This is a genomic window from Streptomyces bikiniensis (assembly GCF_000716625.1).
Taxonomy (GTDB): domain Bacteria; phylum Actinomycetota; class Actinomycetes; order Streptomycetales; family Streptomycetaceae; genus Streptomyces; species Streptomyces bikiniensis.
This window is the reverse complement of the sequence record NZ_JNXJ01000015.1, coordinates 230,652-251,515: the sequence shown is the minus strand read 5'-3', so window position 1 is coordinate 251,515 and position 20,864 is coordinate 230,652. Positions and strand designations below refer to the sequence as shown.

11 protein-coding genes are annotated in these 20,864 nt (G+C 74.7%); 1 reads left to right on the top strand and 10 read right to left on the bottom strand.

Annotated elements, in window-relative coordinates; translation table 11 throughout:
* Nucleotides 1-11 precede the first annotated feature (11 nt).
* Entirely contained in the window at nt 12-2,615 is a 2,604-nt protein-coding gene (gene rph / locus OO47_RS14255; protein ID WP_030213709.1) for a rifamycin-inactivating phosphotransferase, read from the top strand.
* A gap of 16 nt (nt 2,616-2,631) precedes the next feature.
* Here the strand turns inward: rph and OO47_RS14250 are convergent, their stop codons facing one another.
* The 10 genes from OO47_RS14250 to OO47_RS14205 form a co-directional block, all read right to left on the bottom strand.
* The gene (locus OO47_RS14250; RefSeq protein ID WP_030213700.1) at nt 2,632-3,825 is read right to left on the bottom strand and encodes an MFS transporter; all 1,194 of its coding nucleotides are present in this window, start codon (nt 3,823-3,825) and stop codon (nt 2,632-2,634) included.
* Nucleotides 3,826-3,871: 46 nt separating this feature from the next.
* Nucleotides 3,872-5,821: a sigma-70 family RNA polymerase sigma factor gene (locus OO47_RS14245; protein WP_030213697.1), complete on the bottom strand. Its 1,950-nt coding sequence runs from the start codon at nt 5,819-5,821 to the stop codon at nt 3,872-3,874.
* A 431-nt stretch (nt 5,822-6,252) separates the two neighbouring features.
* Nucleotides 6,253-6,525 (bottom strand): GlsB/YeaQ/YmgE family stress response membrane protein, encoded by a 273-nt coding sequence (locus OO47_RS14240; RefSeq protein ID WP_030213694.1) that lies wholly within the window; start codon nt 6,523-6,525, stop codon nt 6,253-6,255.
* A gap of 105 nt (nt 6,526-6,630) precedes the next feature.
* Nucleotides 6,631-8,127: an MFS transporter gene (locus tag OO47_RS14235; protein ID WP_030213691.1), complete on the bottom strand. Its 1,497-nt coding sequence runs from the start codon at nt 8,125-8,127 to the stop codon at nt 6,631-6,633.
* A 121-nt stretch (nt 8,128-8,248) separates the two neighbouring features.
* Nucleotides 8,249-8,899 (bottom strand): 4'-phosphopantetheinyl transferase family protein, encoded by a 651-nt coding sequence (locus tag OO47_RS14230; RefSeq protein WP_078489649.1) that lies wholly within the window; start codon nt 8,897-8,899, stop codon nt 8,249-8,251.
* A 6-nt stretch (nt 8,900-8,905) separates the two neighbouring features.
* Complete coding sequence (locus OO47_RS14225; protein WP_030213684.1) at nt 8,906-9,529, bottom strand: isochorismatase family protein; 624 nt, start codon at nt 9,527-9,529, stop codon at nt 8,906-8,908.
* 67 nt (nt 9,530-9,596) lie between these two features.
* Nucleotides 9,597-11,264, bottom strand: a complete 1,668-nt coding sequence (locus tag OO47_RS14220; RefSeq protein ID WP_280923821.1) for a (2,3-dihydroxybenzoyl)adenylate synthase — start codon at nt 11,262-11,264, stop codon at nt 9,597-9,599.
* A complete protein-coding gene (dhbC, locus tag OO47_RS14215; RefSeq protein ID WP_407696300.1) occupies nt 11,261-12,532 on the bottom strand; it encodes an isochorismate synthase DhbC in 1,272 nt (423 codons plus the stop codon). The genes OO47_RS14220 and dhbC overlap by 4 nt, the downstream gene beginning before the upstream one ends.
* 76 nt (nt 12,533-12,608) lie before the next feature.
* Complete coding sequence (locus OO47_RS14210; RefSeq protein WP_030213677.1) at nt 12,609-13,424, bottom strand: 2,3-dihydro-2,3-dihydroxybenzoate dehydrogenase; 816 nt, start codon at nt 13,422-13,424, stop codon at nt 12,609-12,611.
* Between the two features lie 144 nt (nt 13,425-13,568).
* On the bottom strand, nt 13,569-20,861 hold the full coding sequence (locus OO47_RS14205) for an amino acid adenylation domain-containing protein (RefSeq protein WP_030213674.1): 7,293 nt from the start codon (nt 20,859-20,861) through the stop codon (nt 13,569-13,571).
* Nucleotides 20,862-20,864 lie beyond the last annotated feature (3 nt).

Below are 20,864 nucleotides of genomic sequence, written 5' to 3'. Positions count from 1 at the left end.
AAAGGAGCACGATGAACGCGCGGTACGTGTGGGACCTCCAGGAGATCGACGAGACGCGGATCGCGCTCGTCGGCGGCAAGGGCGCGCACCTGGGCGCGCTGTCGCGGCTCGACGGCGTCCGCGTGCCGGCCGGCTTCTGCGTGACGACGGACGCCTTCCGGCGGGTCGTGGAGCGGGCGCCGGCGCTCGACGGCCTGCTCGACCGGCTGTCCCGCCCGGACGCGGACGACCGGGAAGGGCTCCGTGCGCTCGGCGCGGAGATCCGCCGTACCGTCGAGGCGACCCCCGTCCCGGACGACGTCGCGGAGGCGATCACGGGCGCCCTCGCCCGGTTCGGCGCGCACGACGCCTACGCCGTCCGCTCCAGCGCCACGGCGGAGGACCTGCCGACGGCCTCCTTCGCCGGCCAGCAGGACAGCTATCTGAACGTCGTGGGCCCGGCGGAGGTCCTCCGGCACGTCCGCCGGTGCTGGGCCTCGCTGTTCACCGAGCGGGCCGTCGCCTACCGGCGGCACCACGGCATCGACCACCGCGCGGTCCGCATGGCCGTGGTCGTCCAGCGGATGGCCCTCCCCGACGCGGCCGGCGTCCTCTTCACGGCCGACCCCGTCACGGGCGACCGGAGGACCGCCACGGTGGACGCCGGCCTCGGGCTCGGCGAGGCCCTGGTCTCCGGCCTGGTGGACCCGGACGTCTTCACCGTGCGGGACGACCGGGTCGTCGCCGAGACGATCGCCGCCAAGCCGCGCGCCCTCCGGCCCCTGTCCGGCGGCGGCACGCGGGAGGTGGAGGTCGACGCGGGGCGGCGGGAGCGCCCGGCGCTGACGCACGAGCAGGTCCTGCGGCTCGTGCGGCTCGGCCGGCGGATCGAGGCGCACTTCGGCCGCCCGCAGGACATCGAGTGGTGCCTGGTGGACGACGACTTCCGGATCGTCCAGAGTCGGCCGATCACCACGCTGTTCCCCGTGCCCGGGGCCGAGGACGCGGACAACCACGTCTACGTCTCGGTCGGCCACCAGCAGATGATGACCGACGCCATGAAGCCCCTGGGACACTCCATGTGGCGGCTGACGGCCATGGTGCCGATGCACGAGGCCGGCGGGCGGCTGTTCGTGGACGTCACCCGGCGCCTGGCCTCGCCCGCGAGCCGCGCCGCCCTCCTGGAGGCCGTCGGGAAGGGCGACCCGCTGATCAGGGACGCCCTGGAGACCGTCCTCGACCGCGGCGACTTCGTCCCGTCCCTCCCGGACGAGGCCCCTGCCGGACCCGCACCCGTACCCGGCGCCGCGCCCGCCCCGATCGACGCCGACCCGGCGATTGTCACCGAACTGGTCGAGCGCAGCCGGGCGTCCGTCGCCGCCCTGGAGCGCGACATCCGGACCAGGCGCGGACCGGAGCTGTTCGACTTCCTCCTCGAAGCCTTCGAGGAGCACAAGCGGGTCCTCGCCGACCCGCTGAGCTTCCGGGCGCTCATGGCGGGCATGGAGGCCGCCTGGTGGCTCAACGACAAGCTCCTCGCATGGCTGGGCGAGAAGAACGCGGCCGACGCGCTCACGCTCTCCGCCCCCGGCAACATCACCTCGGAGATGGGCCTCGACCTGCTCGACGTCGCGGACGCGATCCGCCCCCATCCGGAGGTGGTGGCGTTCCTGGAGCGCGTCGAGGACGACGACTTCCCGGACGGGCTGGCGAAGCTCCCGGGCGGGGCCGGGGCGCGCGACGCCGTCGAGGCCTACCTCGACCGGTACGGCATGCGCTGCGTCGGCGAGATCGACATCACGCGGCCGCGCTGGCGCGAGCGCCCCGCCGCGCTCGTGCCCGCGATCCTCGACAACGTCAGGAACTTCGGCCCGGGCGCCGCCGAGCGGCGCTTCCGGAAGGGCCTGGAGGAGGCGCGGGAGAAGGAGCGGGACGTCCTGACCCGTCTGCGGGCCCTGCCCGACGGGGAGCGGAAGGCCGAGGAGACCAAGCGGATGATCGACCGGGTCCGGACCTTCGCCGGCTACCGCGAGTACCCGAAGTACGGCATCGTCAGCCGGTACGCCGTCTACAAGCGGGCCCTGATGGAGGAGGCCGGACGGCTCGTGCGGGCCGGTGTGCTCGCCGAGGCGGAGGACGTCTTCTTCCTCACCTTCCAGGAGTTCCACGAGGCCGTGCGCACGGGGCGGGTGGAGGAGGGGCTCGTCCGGCGGCGCGAGGAGGAGTTCCGGGCGTACTGTGCGCTCACCCCGCCCCGGGTGCTGACCTCGGACGGCGAGGCCCTCACCGGGTCCTACCGGCGGGACGACGTCCCGGCCGGCGCCCTCGCGGGCCTGCCGGTCTCCGCCGGCACCGTCGAGGGCAGGGCCCGTGTCGTCCTCGACATGGAGGACGCCGACCTCGAAGCGGGCGACGTCCTGGTCACGTCCTTCACGGATCCCAGCTGGTCGCCCGTGTTCGTCGGCATCGCCGGCCTGGTCACGGAGGTCGGCGGCCTGATGACCCACGGCGCGGTGATCGCCCGGGAGTACGGCCTGCCGGCCGTCGTGGGCGTGGCCGGGGCCACCCGGCTGATCGAGGACGGGCAGCGGATCCGCGTGCACGGGACCGACGGGTACGTCGAGATCCTGTCGTGACGTCCCGGCGGCCGTCCTACCGCGCCCCGGCCCGTACCGGCCGCCGGAGCAGATAGGCGCCCGCGCAGGCGACGAGCAGCAGCATGCAGCCGGTGAACACCAGGCCGGCCCGCTCCAGACCGAGCGGGCCGGTCAGCAGGCCGACGCCGATCACGGGGAGCGAGATCCCCGTGTACGCGACCAGGAACAGGGTCGAGATCACCGCCGCGCGCCGGTCCTCCGGCGCGGCCCCTGCCACGGCGGACAGGGCCGCGCGGAAGGTCAGCCCCTGACCGGTGCCGCCGACGACGGCGGCCAGGACGACGAGCGCGAACAGGTCGGTGGCGAGCGCGCCCGCCAGGAGGGCCAGGCCGGCGAAGAGCACGGCGCAGCCCAGGGGCAGGGACCGGGGCACCCCGACGCGGCCGACGGCGAACTGCCCGGCCGTCGAGGAGAAGAAGGCGAGGGCCACGACCAGGCCCGTCACGGCGTGGCTGTCCACGTGCAGGAAGCGGGCGAGGAAGGCGGGGCTGACCGAGGTGAACACCCCGAACAGGGCGAAGCCCACGAAGGAGGCGAGCGCCGCCGGCACGAACACCGGCCGGACCGGCGCGGGCAGGGCGGGCCACCGGGGCCGTACGGCGGACAGGGGACGGCGCTCCCGCACGGTCTCCGGCAGCCGCAGGACGACGACGGCCGAGAGCAGCGCCAGGGCGAGGTGCACGGCGAACGGGAGCAGCAGCGGCTCGGGGGCGTACTCCGCGAGCAGCCCGGCGAGCAGGGGGCCGCAGCCGAGGCCGCCCATGTTGGCGGCCGTGGCCACGAGCGTCGCCCGGGACGCGCCGCCCGGCGGCGCCAGGTCCATGACGTACGCCGTGGCGGCCCCCGTGAACAGGCCCGCCGACAGGCCCGAGAGCAGCCGGCCCGCGTACAGCCACCCCAGGCCGTCGGCGCACAGGAAGCAGACGGCGCTCGCCACCGCGAACCCGAGGCCCCACAGCAGCGCCGGGCGCCTGCCGACCGTGTCCGAGGCGTCGCCCGCCAGGAGCAGCACCCCGATGACCCCGAAGGCGTACACGGCGTACACCACGGTCACGATCAGCTCGGAGAACCCGAACGCCTCCTGGTAGAGCGGGTAGAGCGGGGTCGGCAGCGTGGTGCCGGCCATCCCCACGACGAACACGGCCCCGCCGAGCAGGCACCGGAGCCACCCTTGACGATCACCAGCCATGCCGCCGACCGTAACCCCGCGGCCGGACCGGGCGCGGGACCCCGGGTCAGCGCGCGCCGAAGACCTGGGTCCAGTAGGGGCCGCCGTCGCCCGTGTGCAGGCCGACGCCCAGCTCCTTGAACGAGCAGTTCAGTATGTTCGCGCGGTGGCCGGGGCTGTTCATCCAGGCCTCCATCACCTGCTCCGCCGTCCGCTGGCCCATCGCGATGTTCTCGCCGTAGGTCGACCAGCCGTACCCGGTGGCCGTGACGCGCTCGCCGGGCCCGGCGCCGTCCGGGTTGGTGTGGTCGAAGAAGTCCCGCGCGGCCATGTCGTCGGAGTGGCCCTGGGCGGCCCGCGCCAGGAGGGAGTTCCCGGTGACGGCGCCGCAGCCCTCCTTGGCCCGCTCGGCGTTGACCAGGGCGATCACCTGCTCCTCGACGGAGGTGTGACCGGAGTCCTGCTTCGTGGCCGTGGGGCTGCTCGGGGCCGTCGGCCTCTTGGTGACGGGTGCCTGCGTGGGCTTGTGGACCGGCCGGTCCGCGGTCGGCCGCACGGTCTGCGAGGCGGTGGTCGGCGCGGCGGTCGGGGCCGACGCCGTGGGCCTGGCCGAGGGCGTGGCGGAGACGGTCCTGCTGGGCCGCGGCGTGCCCGACGGCGTGGCCGTCGGGGTGACGGAGGCCGAGGCGGTGGACGCCGAGGGGGAGGAGGCCGGGGCCGACGCGGAGACCGTGAGGTCCACGGTGGAGGCGCGCGGCGCGTCCAGGGCCGTCAGCTCGTCCTCGTCGGGGCCGTCGACCAGGGTGAAGGCCCCGCCCGTGACGGCGGCCACCGCCATGCCCGCGGCGATGGCCACGCGGCGGCGCCCGCGCTGCTGTTCCTGCCGCCTGCGGCGCCGCGTGTTGCGGGCGCTGCGGGCGCCGACGACGGGAGAGGGGCCCGTGCCGGGCGCTCCCGCCGCCTCGTACGCGGCCGTCTCCACCGGTTCGTGCGTGTACGGGGCCGGCTCGGCCGCCTCGTACGCGGATCCGGCCGTGGCTGCCGGTTCGTGCGCGTCACCGGGTGTGCCCGACGTGCCGGTCGGCCCGTATCCGTGTCCGTACTCGTGCCCGTACCCGGACGTTCCGGTCGGCTCGTACGGGTTCGGTTCGTACGGGTTCGGCTCGTACGAATGGGGCGCGTACGCGGGGCCGCCGAGCGGTGCCGTCGCGGTGGCGAGGTCGAGGCCCGCCCGCTCGCGGAAGGACGCGAGCAGCAGTCCGGCCGGGGGGACGAGCAGCAGCCCCGCGAGCAGGCCCTCGGCCGGGTAGAGCCCGTGGGACAGGCCGGCGCAGTGCACGCACGCACGCGCGTGCCTGGCTATTCGCTTGCGCCAGAGCCCGGAGGGGCGTCCGTCCCAGCCGCCGAGCTCGTACCGCAGGTCGGGGCACGGCGGGTTCTCCGTCAGCGCCCGGACGACGACCCGGGCGGCGTCCAGCTGCGCCTTCATCCGCTGGACGCGGACCGCCGTGTGCTCGGGGGAGAGCTGGAGGGCCGAGGCCACCTCGTAACGGGTCAGGTCGCCCGTGCACTCCAGCCACCACAGCGACAGCAGGGCCCGGTCGTCCGGCTCCAGCCAGCGGGTCGCCTCGGCGGTCTCGCGCCGCTGTCCGGACAGGTTCAGGCGGACCACCGTCAGGCCGACGAAGTCGGCGCCCGGCTGCGGCAGGTCGCGGGCGTCGTCGAGGCCGCCCGTGACGAAACCGTTCTGCTGCCGGTGCCAGTGGGTGCGGACGACGTTCATCGCGATGGCCACCAGCCAGGAGCGGAAGCTGTCCGGGGCGCGCAGGTCGCCGAGCCCGCCGAGCGCCCGGAGCATCGTCTCCTGCACGACGTCGTCCACGTCGTGGTGGCCGTTCATCGCCCGGCCCACGATGTTGTAGACCAGGGGCAGGTGGTGGGTGAGAAGCCGGTCCTGCGCCTGCGGATCCCCGCTCTGCGCGGCCCTGACCAGCTCCGTGAGCTGCTGTGTACTCATGCTCGAATCACCCTGCCTGTTCCGGTCGTCCTCGGGGGCCAACACATGGGAGACCGCCGGGCGCCGGGCCGATAACAGAAATCCCCCGGCTTTCCGGAGGAGATCCGGGAAGCGGGGGTCGGCCGGTACGTCCGGCGGTCCTTCGGGTCGGTAGTGGAGCGCCGCGGTCCGCGCACGCGCCGGGGGGAGGGACGGGGGACACGCGGACCTCCTCGGCGTGCGGGACGGAGCGCCCGGACGGGGTGGGTCCGGGCGCGGAGCGCGCCCCACGGTAGCGGACGGGCCGGGGGAGCGGGCCGCCGGCCGCCGGACGTGCGGCGGCCCCGTCCTCGTCGTGATCGAGGGCGGGGCCGTCCGCGGGGCCCGGTGGCGGGCCGTGCGCGCGTGGTGCGCGGATCGTGGGCGGGTCCGGGTGACCGGGCCTCACGCCGTCACGCGTGGCGTCGCGAGCCGCCGGTGAAGAGGCGGTAGAGCAGGAGCAGGATCACCGAACCCACGATGGCCGCGATCCAGGTCGACAGCTCGAAGAAGCCGTCGATGGAGTCGACCCCGAAGATCACCTTGCCGAGCCAGCCGCCGAGGAGGCCGCCCGCGATGCCGAGCAGCGTGGTGATGATGAACCCGCCCGGGTCGCGACCCGGGGTGAGGGCCTTCGCGATGAGGCCCGCCAGCAGTCCGATGATGATCCAGGCGATGATGCCCATGATGTCCGTCTCCTTCGCGGGTACCGATCGGCCCGTTCCGCACTTATGGAACGCTTACATCGAACGCCTGCACGGAATCCGCGGATCCAAACGTCCCCGGCGCCGTCACTTCTCCGAGGGGGCGGCGGACCGTGCCGTCGACAGGGGCTCCGCGATGTCCTCCAGGGAGCGCCGCTCGGCGTTGACCGCCAGGAAGGCGGCGACGAGCCCGGCCGCGCACATCAGGCCGGCGCCGATCTGGAAGGCGAGGACCGTGTCGCCGACGACGCCGGACTCGGTGAGCTCGGCGAAGATCAGCGGTCCGCTGATGCCGCCGGCCGCCGTGCCGAGGGCGTAGAAGAAGGCGATGGCCATGGCCCGGGTCTCCATGGGGAAGATCTCGGAGACGGTCAGGTACGCGCTGGACGCGCCCGCCGACGCGAAGAACAGCACCACGCACCAGCAGGCGGTCAGCGTGGTGGCGCTGAGCGAGCCGCGGTCGAAGAGCCAGGCGGTGCCGAACAGGAGGATGCCGGAGAGCAGGTACGTCGACGAGATCATGATCCGGCGGCCGACCGTGTCGAAGAGCTTGCCGAGGAGCAGCGGCCCCATGAAGTTGCCCGCGGCGATCACGGCGAAGTAGTAGCCGGTGCTGCCCGTGGGCACGTCGAAGAACGTGATCAGGATGGTGCCGAAGCCGAAGGTGATGGCGTTGTACAGGAACGCCTGCCCGATGAAGAGCGAGAGCCCGAGGACCGCCCGGCGCGGATAGGTGTGGAACACCGTCCTGGCGATCAGGCCGAAGCCGATGCTCTTGCGCTGGTGGATGGTGATCTCGCGGTCCGGCGGGGGCAGCGGGGCGCCCTTCTCCTTCTCGATCTCCTTCTCCACGGAGCCGACGAGTTCCTCCGCCTCGTCGCCGTGGCCGTGGATGAACTGCCACCGCGGACTCTCCGGGACGTGCCGGCGCACGAGGAGGATGACCAGGCCGAGGACGACGCCGAGGGCGAAGCTGAGCCGCCAGCCGAGGTCCTTCGGGAAGATGTCGGTGTCCAGCATCACGATGGACAGCAGGGAGCCGCCGATCGCGCCCAGCCAGTAGCTTCCGTTGATGATGAGGTCGACCCGGCCGCGGTAGCGCGACGGGATCAGCTCGTCGATGGCGGAGTTGATGGCCGCGTACTCGCCGCCGATGCCGAAGCCGGTGAGGAACCGGAAGAGGAAGAACCACCAGGACTCGAACGACAGCGCCGTCATCGCGGTCGCCGCCAGGTAGACGGCGAGCGTCACCATGAAGAGGCGTCTGCGGCCGTAGCGGTCGGTCAGCCAGCCGAAGAACAGCGCGCCGGAGCAGGCGCCCGCCACGTACAGGGCCGCGGCGACGCCGGTGATCTGCGCGGCGGTGATGTCCAGGCCGCTGCCGTCCTCGGCGATGCGGCCGGCGACGTTGCCGACGATCGTGACTTCGAGGCCGTCCAGGATCCAGACGGTGCCGAGGCCGATCACGATCATCCAGTGCCACCGCGACCACGGCAGGCGGTCGAGGCGGGCCGGTACGGCCGTGGTGACCGTCGACGTCTCTCCCGGGCCCGGTACGGGCGCCCGTGACGCTCCAGAATCCATGACTGGTTCCCTCTCCGTCGCGTGATCCCCCACAGGACCCCTTCCCCCGGGTGCCCGGAAGCCGGTGGCCCATGCGGGTGAGAGAACGCGCCGCGGGGGTGGCGGAGAGGCGTGCGGCGCGTCAGGGAGTCAGCAGGGCCAGGGCGGCGGCGTGGCCGTCGAGCGGGGGGAGGTCGGCGAGGCGGAGGCTGGGGACCGGGGCCGGCCGGTCGGCGGCGCTCACGTACGGCTCGGCGGCGCCCCGGGACAGGCCCGCTCCCCAGGCCTTGAGCGCGGCCTCCTTGCGGGTCCAGCAGCGGGCGAACGCGGCCGGCCGGGCGGCGTCCGGGAGGGCCTCCAGTTCCGCCCGCTCGCGCGGATGGAGGGCGCTCGCCAGGTCCCGCACCAGGCCGGGCTCCGGGACCGCCTCGACGTCCACGCCGACCGGCACCGGGGCGACCGCCACCAGGACCCGGTCGCCCGCGTGGGAGAGCGAGAAGTGCGCGTCGTGGCCCCGGAGGTACGGCTTGCCGTGCGGCCCGCCGCAGCCGGCGCACGGCCGCCGGAGGAAGACGAGCCGCTCGGGGGGCTCGTCCACGTGGCGGCCCAGGACCAGCCGGAGCAGCACGTGGGCGACCCGGTGCCGGTCCGCGTCCGCCGGGAAGCGGAAGCGGGCGGCCCGGGCGCGCTCGTCGGCGTCGAGCACGGACGCGAGCGCGCGGGCCGGGGCCGCGGCGCGCGCCACGGAGGCCGTCACCACCCCCGGGTGGCCCGGGACCTCCTCGTAGAACATGGCCGGTCAGAATACCCGTTCGGTCGTGGTGACGACGGCGCAGCGGCCGGCCGCCCACTCCAGGGCCATCCGGTGCTCGCGCTCGGAGAAGTCGGCCACGGCGTCCGCGACGACGAAGGCCCGGACGTCGCTCATCCACGCGTCGCAGGCCGTCATCAGGACCCCGATGTGCGCGTACACGCCGGTGATCACGAGCTGGTCGCGGCCCTGTTCGCGCAGCAGCTCCAGGAGGTCGGTGCGGACGAAGGCGCTGTACTTCCACTTGGTGAGGCGGATGTCGCCGGGCTCGGGCGCGACGGCGTCCGCGATCGCCACGGCGTGCGGGTCGTCCGGGACGCCCGGGCCCCAGAAGTCCTGCTGGAGGCCGCGCTGCTCGGGCGTCTGGCCGCCGGGCTGGGCGGTGTAGACGACGGGCACGCCGAGCCGGGCGGCCTCCTTGCGGAGCACGTTCAGATTGGCGAGCAGCGCGGTGAGCGGCTCGGCGCCGTCGTCGAACGGGGTCAGGAAGTGGTTCTGGAGGTCGTGCACGAGGAGCACGGCGCGGTCCGGGTCGACGGTCCAGTCCACCCGGTTGGCCGGCAGGTCGCCGGGGCGGGGCATCGGGTAGGGCGGGACGGCGGGGAGGCTCATGACGGTCCGTTTCGGAGGGGCGGGGCGGTGGGGGTGGACTGCCGGCGGGGCCGGACGGAGGGGGCGGTCAGGCGTTCGCGCTCTCGGCGCGGAGGTCCTTCTTGGAGATCTTCCCGACGCCCGTCGTCGGGAAGGCGTCGACGAAGACGATCCGGTCGGGGACCTTGTAGGCGGCGAGGCCGCGCTCCCGCACGAACCGCTTGAGGGCGAGCGCCCTGACCTCCTCCGTCCCCGGGCGGCGGATCACGTACGCGCAGCTGCGCTCGCCGAGGTACGGGTCGGGCTCGGCCACCACGTTGGCGTCGTGCACCGACGGGTGGGCCAGGAGGTGGTTCTCGACCTCCTCGGCCGCGATCTTCTCGCCGCCCCGGTTGATCTGGTCCTTGGCGCGCCCCTCGACCACCAGGTGGCCGCTCGGGGTGAGCCGGACGAGGTCGCCGGTCCGGTAGAAGCCGTCCGCGGTGAACGCGCGGGCGTTGTGCTCCGGCGCGTTCCAGTAGCCGCGGATCGTGTACGGCCCCCGGGTCAGCAGGTGGCCGGTGGTGCCGACCGGCAGGTCCTCGTCCTCGTCGTCCACGACCCGGATCTCGTCGTCCGGGGAGATCGGTCGGCCCTGGGTGGTGACGACCGTCTCCGGGTCGTCGTCCAGGCGGGTGTAGCAGACCAGGCCCTCGGCCATCCCGAAGACCTGCTGGAGGGTGCAGCCCAGGGCGGGCCGGACCCGGCGGGCCACCTCGTCGGCGAGCTTGGCGCCCCCGACCAGGAGCACGTCGAGGGTGGAGAGGTCGTACGCGGAGCCGGGGGCGGCGTCGATCCAGACGAGCGCGAGCGGCGGCACCAGGCCGGTGATGGTCACGCCCTCGTCCTGGATCAGCGGGAACGCCACGTCCGGGGCCGGCTGCGGGCACATGACGACCCGTCCGCCCGCGTACAGCGTGCCCAGCGAACCGGGGGAGGAGAGCGGGAAGTTGTGGGCGGCGGGCAGCACGCACAGGTAGACGCTGTCCTCGTCGAGCGCGCAGATCTCGGCGGAGCCGCGCAGCGAGTAGACGTAGTCGTCGTGTGTCCGGGGGATCAGCTTGGGCACGCCGGTGCTGCCGCCGGAGAGCTGGAGGAACGCCGTCTCCGAGGGGTCGCGGTCGGGCAGGTCGACCGGCTCGGCCGGGACGTCGGCCAGGGCCTCGAAGGCCCCGGCGTTCTCGCCGACGACGAACACGTGCCGCAGCCCGGGGGAGCGGGCGAGGACCGTGGTCGCCAGGGCGCGGTGGTCGAAGCCGCCGTGGACGTCGGGGATCACGTAGGCGACGGCCCCGGTGAAGGAGCAGAAGTAGGAGATCTCCGACTCGCGGTGGGCGGGCAGCGCGAAGACGGGGAGCGCGCCGAGGCGGAAGAGCGCGAAGACCACTTCGAGGAACTCGGCGACGTTGGGCAACTGGACGACGACCTTGTCGCCGGCGCCGATGCCGCGCGCCGCGAGGCCGGCCGCGAGCCGGTCGGCGCGCAGGTCGAGTTCGGCGTAGGTCCAGGCGCGCCGGGTCCCGCCGGGCCCGGCGTGGTCGACGACGGCGACGCGGTCGGGGTGGGCCTCGGCCCGGGTGCGGAGCATCGTCCCGAAGGTGACGCCCTCCCACCAGCCGGCCGCCCGGTACCGCTCGGCGAACTCCGCCGGCCAGGTGGGCGTGGTGTACGGCTCGGGCACGGCGGCGTCCGGGCGGGCGGGGGTCGGTGCGGTCACAGCTCGGCTCCCACGGCGTGGAGGAAGGTGCGGAACTTCGCGGCGGTCTCGGCGGTCTCGTCCTCCGGCACGGACGCGGCGACGACGCCGGCCCCCGCGTACAGGCGCAGGGTGCGCTCCTCGGCCTCGGCGCAGCGGATGGTGACGACCCATTCGCCGTTGCCGTCCGCGTCGCCCCAGCCGACGATGCCGGTGAAGAAGCCGCGGTCGAAGGGCTCGGTCTCCCGGATGACCTCGCGGGCCAGCGGTGTCGGGGTGCCGCAGACCGCCGGGGTGGGGTGGAGCGAGGAGGCGATCTCCAGGGCCGACACCTCGGGGTGGGCGAGGGTGCCGGTGACCGTGGTGGACAGGTGCCACATGGCGGCGGTGCGGATCAGCGACGGCCGGGCGGGCACGTCGATGGTGGAGCAGTACGGCGCCATCGCCTGGTGCACGGCGTCGACGACGACCGCGTGCTCGTGCAGGTCCTTGGCGGACTCCAGGAGGGCCGCCGCGCGCCGCACGTCCTCGGCGAGGTCGTCGCTGCGGGGGGTGGAGCCGGCCAGCGGGTTGGAGACCAGTTGGTCGCCGCGCCGGGAGACCAGGAGTTCGGGGCTGGCCCCGAGCAGGGTGCGGCCGGGGCGGGTGGGCAGCGCGAAGGTGTAGCCGCAGGGGTCGCGGCGGGCGAGCCGGCGGAGCATGGCGGCGATGTCCGGCTCGTCGGTGCCGGTGACCTCCAGGGTGCGGGCGAGCACCACCTTGCTGAACTCGCCGTTCCACATGCGGTCGACGGCGGCGGCGACGCCCTTGGCGTAGACCTCGGGCGCCGGGTGGGGGCGGACCGTCCACGCGCCGGCGCGGGGCGCGTCGGCGGGCAGCGCGACGAGCGGGTCGGAGGCGAGGGCCGGTCCGGTGCGGACCGTCTCGGGCACGACGAGCGCGGCGGGGGCGTCCTGGTCGAAGGGGATGGCGCCCATCACGACGGGGGCGCTGTGGCGTCCGGCGCGGGCCTCGGCGAGGGCGTCGGCCACCCGCTCGGCGATCGGGTCGGTGCCGTGCGGGACCTCGCTCAGGACGCCGTGGGCGAGCAGGGTCCGGGTGGGCGTGGCGAGGAAGCGGTCGCCGGCGTGGAAGGCGTCGAGCAGCCCGGTGGCGGCGCCGACGGCGGAGGACGTGGGGGAGGCGGCGCGGACGGGCGCGGGGGCCGGCGCGGCGGGGGGCGCGGGGGAGGGCGTGGGTATCGGGGCGGACGCGGGCGGGTGCGCGGCGACCTGGGGGACCGTCGACACGGGTGGGCTCCTTGGTTCGGTGAGGTGGGTGGGCGGCGCGGACCCCGGGGGCCGGGGGGCCGGGCCGCGCGGGCCGTCAGCGCAGGGTGGCGCCGCCGTCGACGTAGAGGTCCTGCATGGTGATGTGGCGGGCCCGGTCGGAGGCGAGGAAGACGACCGCCTCCGCGACGTCCTCCGGCTGGGCTATGCGGCGCAGGGGGATGCCGGTGCGGTGGGCGGCGAGGTCGCCGTCGAGGACGCTGTCGGGGACGGAGTCGCCGTCCCACAGGGAGCGCTGCATCGGCGTGTCGGTGGAACCGGGACAGACGGCGTTGCAGCGCACGCCCCGGGCGGCCACCTCCAGGCCCAGACACTTGGTGAAGGCCACGGCGGCCGCCTTGGAGGCGGCGTACACGCTCATGTCCGCGCGGGGTATCCCGGCGGCGTTGGAGGCGACGGTCACCACGGAGCCGGAGCCCCGGGCGGCCATGCCGGCGACGACGGCGCGCGACAGGTGGAAGACCCCGGTCGTGTTGACCGCGAAGACGTCCGCCCAGTCGCGGTCCGTCGTCTCGACGGCCGGGCCGGTCCGCAGCACCCCGGCGACGTTCACCAGGATGTCCACGGGGCCGAGTTCGCGCGAGACGCGCTCCACGGTCTCCGCCACGTCGTCCGGTGCGGTGACGTCGAGCCGGTACGGGACGACCGGCCCGGCGGCCGGGTCCGGGCCGGTCTCCTCGGCCAGCCGGGCGACGCTCCGCTTCAGCTCCCGCTCGGAGCGGTCGGTCGCCGCGACGGCGGCTCCGCGCGCGGAGAGGGCGCGCACCACCGCCTCGCCGATGCCCCGGGCGGCGCCGGTGACCAGCGCCACGCGGCCCGCGAACTCGCCGTGCGGACCGGTGCCGTTCGGCACGTGGCCGCCCGGTGCCGCGCCGTCCGGCCCGCTTCCGCCCGGTCCGGGTCTGCCCGGTCCGTTGATATCCGTCACGATCTCTCCTCGTACTTAGGTAAGCCTAGCCTAAGTCTCGCTGGTTGCCCATCGGTTCCCGGGGGTCGTTCAAAGGCGCTCGGGCTCCGGGACCTGTCGAACCTCCCCCGCCCGCGCGGAAACCGGCCGCTTCTCCGCGACGGCGCGCAGCGCCCCGTCCAGGAGCGGGCCGATCTCCGCCAGCGCCTCGGGGGCCATCAGCTCGTCGTGACCCCGGTCCAGGACGTGCTCGGTGAACTCGCCCGACACGTACGCCGGCCACACCGTGCCCGGCGCGTCCTCCGGCGCGGTCGTGCGCGAGGCCGTGAAGAACAGCACGTCGCCGTCGAAGTGACGGGTCGTGCTGCGCGAGAGCAGCCGCACGCAGTGCACGTTGGTGTCCACGATCGCCCGCAGCAGCTCCTCGTCGAACCCGGCGAGCAGGCCCTGGCTGTCCCGGATCGCCGCGACGGCCTCCTCCCGGGTCACCCCGCCCCGGCCGGTCTCCTCCGCGCCCAGGCCCGCCACCGAGAGCAGGAAGCCGTTCTCCTCCCGCTCCAGGCGTTCGCGCCAGTCCGGCCCGTCCAGGTACGACCAGTCGTCCCGCTCCGGCGGATAGGCGTCGAGCAGCGCCAGGAAGGCGACCTCCTCGCCCCGCTCCTGAAGCATCGAGGCGAGGGTGTGCGCCACCGTCCCGCCGAAGGAGTAGCCCGCGAAGTGGTACGGACCCTCCGGCTGCACCTCGCGGATCGCCGCCAGGTACAGCCCGGCCAGCTCCGCCACGTCCGCCGCGTCCGGCAGCGCCCCGGCCAGACCCGGCGACTGCACGCCGTACAGCGGCCGGTCCGCGTCCAGGTGGCGCAGCAGACCCGTGTACTGCCAACTGAACCCGGACGCCGGGTGGAAGCAGAACAGCGGTTCCTTCGCGCCCCGTTCGCGCAGCGGCAGCAGCACCCGCAGCGCGTCCCGGCGCGAGTCCGACCCGATCCGGGCCGCCACGTCCGCGACCGTCGGCGCCGACATCACCGTGCCCACCTGCACCGGCACGCCCAGCTCGTCGCGGATGCGCCCCACGAGCCGCATCGCGAGCAGCGAATGCCCGCCCAGCTCGAAGAAGTTGTCCTCCACGCCGACCCGCTCCAGACCGAGCACGTCCGCGAAGATCCCGCAGAGCAGCTCCTCGCGGGCGTCCTTCGGCGGCCGGCCGCCGCCCGCGTCCGCGAACACCGGGGCGGGCAGCGCCGCCCGGTCCACCTTGCCGTTCACCGTCAGCGGCAGCGCCGCCAGTTCGACGAACGCCGACGGCACCATGAACTCCGGCAGCGTCGCCGACAGCAGGGCGCGCAGCGCGGCCGTCTCCGCCTCCGGGTCGGTGCGGACCGCGTCCGAGGCGGGCACGGTGTACGCCACGAGCCGCTTCACGCCGTTCGCCCCGGTGTGCACGACCACCGCGGCGGCGGCCACCCCGGGAGCGGCGGCGAGCGCCGACTCGATCTCGCCCAGCTCGATCCGGAAGCCGCGGATCTTCACCTGGTGGTCGGCCCGGCCCAGGTAGTCGATCTGCCCGTCCTCGCGCCAGCGCACCAGGTCACCCGTCCGGTACATCAGCGTGCCCGGCTCCCCGAACGGATCGGCCACGAAACGCTCCGCCGTCAGCGCCGGACGCGCGAAGTAGCCCCGGGCCAGACCCGCGCCCGCCAGGTACAGCTCGCCCGGCACCCCGCGCGGCACCGGCCGCAGCGCGCTGTCGAGCACGTAGGCCCGGGTGTTGTAGATCGGTCGGCCGACGCAGGACGACGCGCTCTCGTCCACGTCCGCGCCCAGCGCGTTGATCGTGTACTCGGTGGGCCCGTACAGGTTGTAGCCCATCGTGCCCTCGGTCTCCTCCAGGAGCGACCAGAGGGAGTCCGGCACGGCCTCGCCGCCGAGCAGGACCAGCGCCGGGCGGTGCCGGTCCGCGTCGAGCAGGCCTGCGTCGACCAGCTGCTGCCCGTACGACGGGGTCACGTTGACGACGTCGATGCCGACCCGGTCGTAGTGCGCCGTCAGAGCCGCCGGGTCGAGCCGCAGCTCCTCGCCGATGACGTGCACCTCGTGCCCGTCGACCAGCCAGAAGAACTCCTCCCACGACATGTCGAACGCGAACGACACCGTGTGCGCGACCCGCATCCGGCGCCCGCCCGCCAGCTTCACCGCCGGGTCGAAGATCCGCTCCCGGTGGTTGAGCAGCATGTTGACCAGACCCGAGCCCGGCACGACCACGCCCTTGGGGCGGCCGGTCGAACCCGAGGTGTAGATCAGGTACGCCGGGTGGCGCCCGTCGCGCGGCTCCGTCAGCTCCTCCTCCGCGACCGGACCGCCGGACAGCGCCGCCAGTTCGGCCACGACCGCAGGGTCGTCCAGGGCGAGCGGCGGCACGCCGTCCACGACCGGGACCCGGCCCCGTACGGCGTCCACGGTGACCAGGCAGACCGGCACCGCGTCCTCGACCATCGCGGCGAGCCGGTCCACCGGGTGGTCCAGGTCAAGGGGCAGGTACGCCGCCCCCGCCTTGAGCACCGCGAACAGCGTGACCACGAAGTCCGCCGAACGCGGCAGGCCCAGGGCCACCGTCCGCTCCGGACCCGCCCCGCGCGCGATCAGCGCCCGCGCCAGGCGGTTGGCCCGCTCGTCCAGCTCCGCGTAGGTCAGCCGCTCGTCCTCGAAGACGAGGGCCGTGGCCTCCGGGGTCCGCGCCGCCTGCCGGGCGAACAGGTCCACCAGCGGCACGTCCGGCACGTCGTGCCCGGTGTCGTCGCCCAGGGCGAGCAGCGCGTTCCGCTCGGCGGTCTCCAGGGTCCGCAGCCGGCCCACCGGCGTCGCCCCGCCCGCCGCGAACTGCTCCACGAGCAGCCGCAGCCGGCCCGCGAGCCGCTCGGCGGTCTCCCGGTCGTACAGGTCCGGCCGGTAGGCCAGGCTCAGTTCGAGCGAGCGCTCCGGGGTGACGGCCAGGGTCAGCGGGTAGTGCGTGCCGTCGACGCTGTGCGTCCAGCCGATCCGGTGCCGCTCCACCGCCTCCTCGCGCGCCGCGTCGTCGAGCGGCGTGTTCCGGAACACGTACAGCGTGTCGAAGAGCTGCCCGATCCCGGTGCCCTGCTGGATCGGGCCGAGCCCCAGGTAGTGGTGGGGCAGCAGGTCGGCGTGCTCGCCCTGCATCCGGACGAGCAGGTCCCGCAGCGTCTCCGAGGGGCGCAGCGTCACCCGGAACGGCAGCGTGTTCATGAACATGCCGATCATCCGGTCGACGCCCGGCACGTCCGCCGGACGGCCCGAGACCGTCGCGCCGAACACCACGTCGTCCCGGCCGGTCATCCCGGACAGGGACAGCGCCCAGGCCGCCGAGAGGACCGTGTTCAGGGTGACGCCGCAGCCCCGCGCGAACGACCGCAGCCGGTCGCTGGTCTCCGCGCCGAGCGCGATGTCCACCACCTCGGCCGTCACCGGCTGCCGGGCCGGATCGGCCGGCGCCACCAGGGTCGCCTGGTCCAGGCCCGACAGGTGGTCGCGCCAGGCGGCCCGCGCCGCCTCCTTGTCGGTGCCCGCGAGCCAGCGCAGGTACTCCCGGTACGGCGTGACCGGCGGCAGGATCTCCTCGCGCCCGCCCGCCCCGTACAGCGCGAACAGCTCCTCGAAGAACAGCGACTCCGACCAGCCGTCGGTGAGGATGTGGTGCTGCGTCACGCACAGCATCCAGCGGTCCTCGGCGAACTTCAGCAGCGTCACGCGCATCAGCGGCGGCGCCGACAGGTCGAACCGGGTCGCCGCGTCCGCGAGGGAGAACTCCCGCTGCGCCTCGTCCTGCGCGGCCCGGTCCAGGCCCGTCAGGTCGCGGACCTCCCACGGCAGCTCCCACGCGGCGGGCACCACCTGCACCGGGCCCGGCAGGCCCTCGTGCCAGAACGCGGAGCGCAGGTTCGGGTGGCGGCGCAGCATCGCGTCGAACGCCGAGCGCAGCGCGGCCGTGTCCACGGCGTGCCGCAGCTCCACGAAGTTCTGCATCAGATAGACGTCGAGCGCCCGGTCGTCGTACTGGGCGTGGAAGTACAGGCCCTCCTGGAGCGGAGCCAGCGGCAGCACCTCCTCGGCGCCCGGGAACACCTCCGCCAGGACCGTCCGCCCGGCCTCGTCAAGCTCCACCAGCGGGGCGTCCGCGTCCGGGGAGGCCGTGCCCGCCGCCTTCTCCTCCGGCGTCCGGGCCGCGAGCGCGAGCGCCGCGACCGTCCGCCGCTCGAACACGTCGCGCGGGGAGAGCACCAGGCCCTCCTTGCGGGCCCGGGTCACCAGCTGGATGGAGACGATGCTGTCGCCGCCCAGGGCGAAGAAGTCGTCGTCCACGCCCACCGACGCGAGCCCCAGGACCTCGGTGAAGACCCGGCACAGGGCCTCCTCGCGCTCCCCGCCCGGCGCCCGCGACCCCTCGGAGCCGCCGAACACCGGCGCGGGCAGCGCCGCCCGGTCCAGCTTGCCGTTGACCGTGAACGGCAGCGCGTCCAGGACCACGACCGCCGCCGGGACCATGTAGTCGGGCAGGCCCGCGGCCAGCTCCTCGCGGACCGCCACCGGGTCCGCCGTGCCCGTCACGTACCCGACGAGCCGCTTCACCCCCGGCGTGTCCTCGCGGACCACCACGGCCGCCGCGCCGACCCCGGCGACCGCCGCGAGCGCCGACTCGACCTCGCCGGGCTCGATCCGGAAGCCCCGGATCTTCACCTGGTCGTCGGCCCGGCCCAGGTACTCGATCTCCCCGTCGGCGCGCAGCCGCGCCAGGTCGCCCGTGCGGTACATCCGCGACCCCGGGGCCCCGTACGGGTCGGCCACGAACCGCTCGGCCGTCAGCGCGAACCGGCCCAGGTAGCCGCGCGCGATGCCGTGCCCCGCGAGGTACAGCTCGCCCGTCGCCCCGGCGGGCACCGGCCGCAGCGCCGAATCGAGCAGGTACGCGCGCGTGTTGCCGATCGGCCGGCCCACCACCGGCGTGGCCGAGGCCGCCAGGTCCGCCGCGAGCGCGTCCACCGTGTACTCGGTCGGCCCGTACAGGTTCACCGACATCACACCGGTCGCCGCCCGCACCGCCGACCACAGCGCCTCCGGCACGGCCTCGCCGCCGAGCAGCAGCAGCGCCGGACGGTGCGCGGCCGGGTCCAGGAGCCCCTGGTCGAGCAGCCCGAGCGCGTACGTCGGGGTGACGTCCATCGTCTCGATCCGGTGCTCCCGCACGTACGACACGACGAACTCGGCGTCCCGCCGGCCCACCTCGTCCAGGACGTGCAGCTCGTGCCCGGCGACCAGCCAGAACAACTGCTCCCAGGAGGTGTCGAAGCTGAACGACGCCGTGTGCAGCGCCCGCAGGCGCCGGCCGCCGGTCGCCTCGACCACCGGCCCGAACACGTCCGCGACGTGGTTGGCGTACAGGTTGGACAGACCGCCGTGGGTCAGGACGACGCCCTTGGGGCGCCCGGTCGAGCCGGACGTGTAGATGACGTACGCCGGGTGCCCGTCCGCGACGGCCGGGGAGGCGAACTCCGCCGGGGCCGCGGCCAGGGCGGCGGCCGTCTCCGGCGCGTCCAGGACCAGCCGCTCGGGCCCTTCACCGGCCTCCGGAAGCAGCTCCAGACCGCGCGCGGTGGTCACCACGCACACCGGACGCGCGTCGTCGATCATCAGACCGAGCCGCTCCGCCGGATAGTCCAGGTCGAGCGGCAGATACGCGCCGCCGGCCCGCAGGACGGCGAGGATCGCCACCACCGTCTCCGCCGAGCGCGGCACGGCGAGCGCCACCACCGACTCGGGGCCCACGCCCCGCGCGGCGAGCAGCGACGCGAGCCGCGCGGACCGCGCGGAGACCTCCGCGAAGGTCAGCGACTCCCCGCCGCACACCACCGCGACCTCGTCGGGGGTACGGGCCGCCCGCTCCGCGAACACGTCCGCGACCGTGCCCGCCGGCACGTCCCGCACCGTCCCCGGCCAGCTCCCGCGCACCCGCGCGGACTCCGCCTCGGGCAGCAGGGGCAGCGCCCCGACCGCCGTGCCGGGCTCCTCCGCGATCCGGTCCAGGACGTGGGCGAGCCGGTCCGCGATCAGGCCCGCGCGCCGGTCGTCGAAGACGTCCGGGCGGTACTCCAGGCGGAGCAGGGCCCGCTCGTCCAGGGACACCGCGAGGGTCAGCGGGTAGTGGGTGGCGTCCTCCGCCTCGACCCCGGTCACCCGCACCCCGGCGGCGACGGTCTCGCGCGCCGCCGGGTCCACCGGATAGTTCTCGATGACGACGAGGGTGTCGAACAGCTCGCCCGCGTCGCTCTGCTTGCGGATGAGCCGCAGCCCGAGGTGGTGGTGGGCCAGGAGGGCGTTCTGCTCGTCGCGGAAGCGGCGGAGCAGCCCCTCGACCGTCTCCTCGTTGCGGACCGAGAGCCGCACCGGCACGGTCGTGATGAACAGGCCGAGCATCGACTCGACGCCGGGTATCTCGTCCGGACGGCCCGACACGGTCAGACCGAACAGCACGTCCCGGCGGCCCGTCAGGCCGCCGACGAGCAGGCCCCAGGCGCACTGGATCAGGGTGCTCGGCGTGGTGCCGAGGCGGCGGGCCGCCGCCGTCAGCCGGGCGGTGGCCTCCTCCGACAGCTCCAGGGACCGCACGCCCGGCCGGACCGGGGTGCGCGCCGGGTCGGGCTCCGCGACCAGCGTCGCCTCCTCGACCCCGGCCAGCGCCCCGCGCCAGGCGGCCTCGGCCGCCGGACCGTCCTGCTCCTTCAGCCACTTCAGGTACGCGCGGTACGGGCGCACCGGCGGCAGCCCCGAGGCGTCCCCGTCCGCCGCGTACAGGGCGAGCAGGTCGCCCACGAGCAGCGGCATCGACCAGCCGTCGACCAGGATGTGGTGGACCGTGATCACCAGGCGGTGGTCGTCCTCGCCCACCCGGGCCAGGACCAGGCGAAGCAGCGGCGGCCGGTGGAGCCGGAAGCGGCGGGCCAGCTCGGCCCGGCGCAGCCCGGCGAGCCGGTCCTCGACCGAAGCACCCGAAGGGCCCGAAGCACCCGCGGCACCGGACGGGCCCGAAGCACCGGACCGGCCCGGAGCGCCGCCCTCCGTCAGATCCACCCGCTCCAGGGCGAAGGGGACCTCCGCCGGCACGAACTGCACCGGCTGCGGCACCCCCTCGTGCCAGAAGCCGGCCCGCAGGTTCGGGTGCCGGCGCAGCAGCGCCGCGGCCGCCCGCTCCAGGCGGTCGGCGTCGACGGGGCCCGCGAGCCCCACCGACACCTGCACGGTGTACACGTCGGCCGCCCCGTCGTCGTAGACGGAGTGGAACAGCATGCCCTGCTGAAGGGGGGACAGCGGCAGCATGTC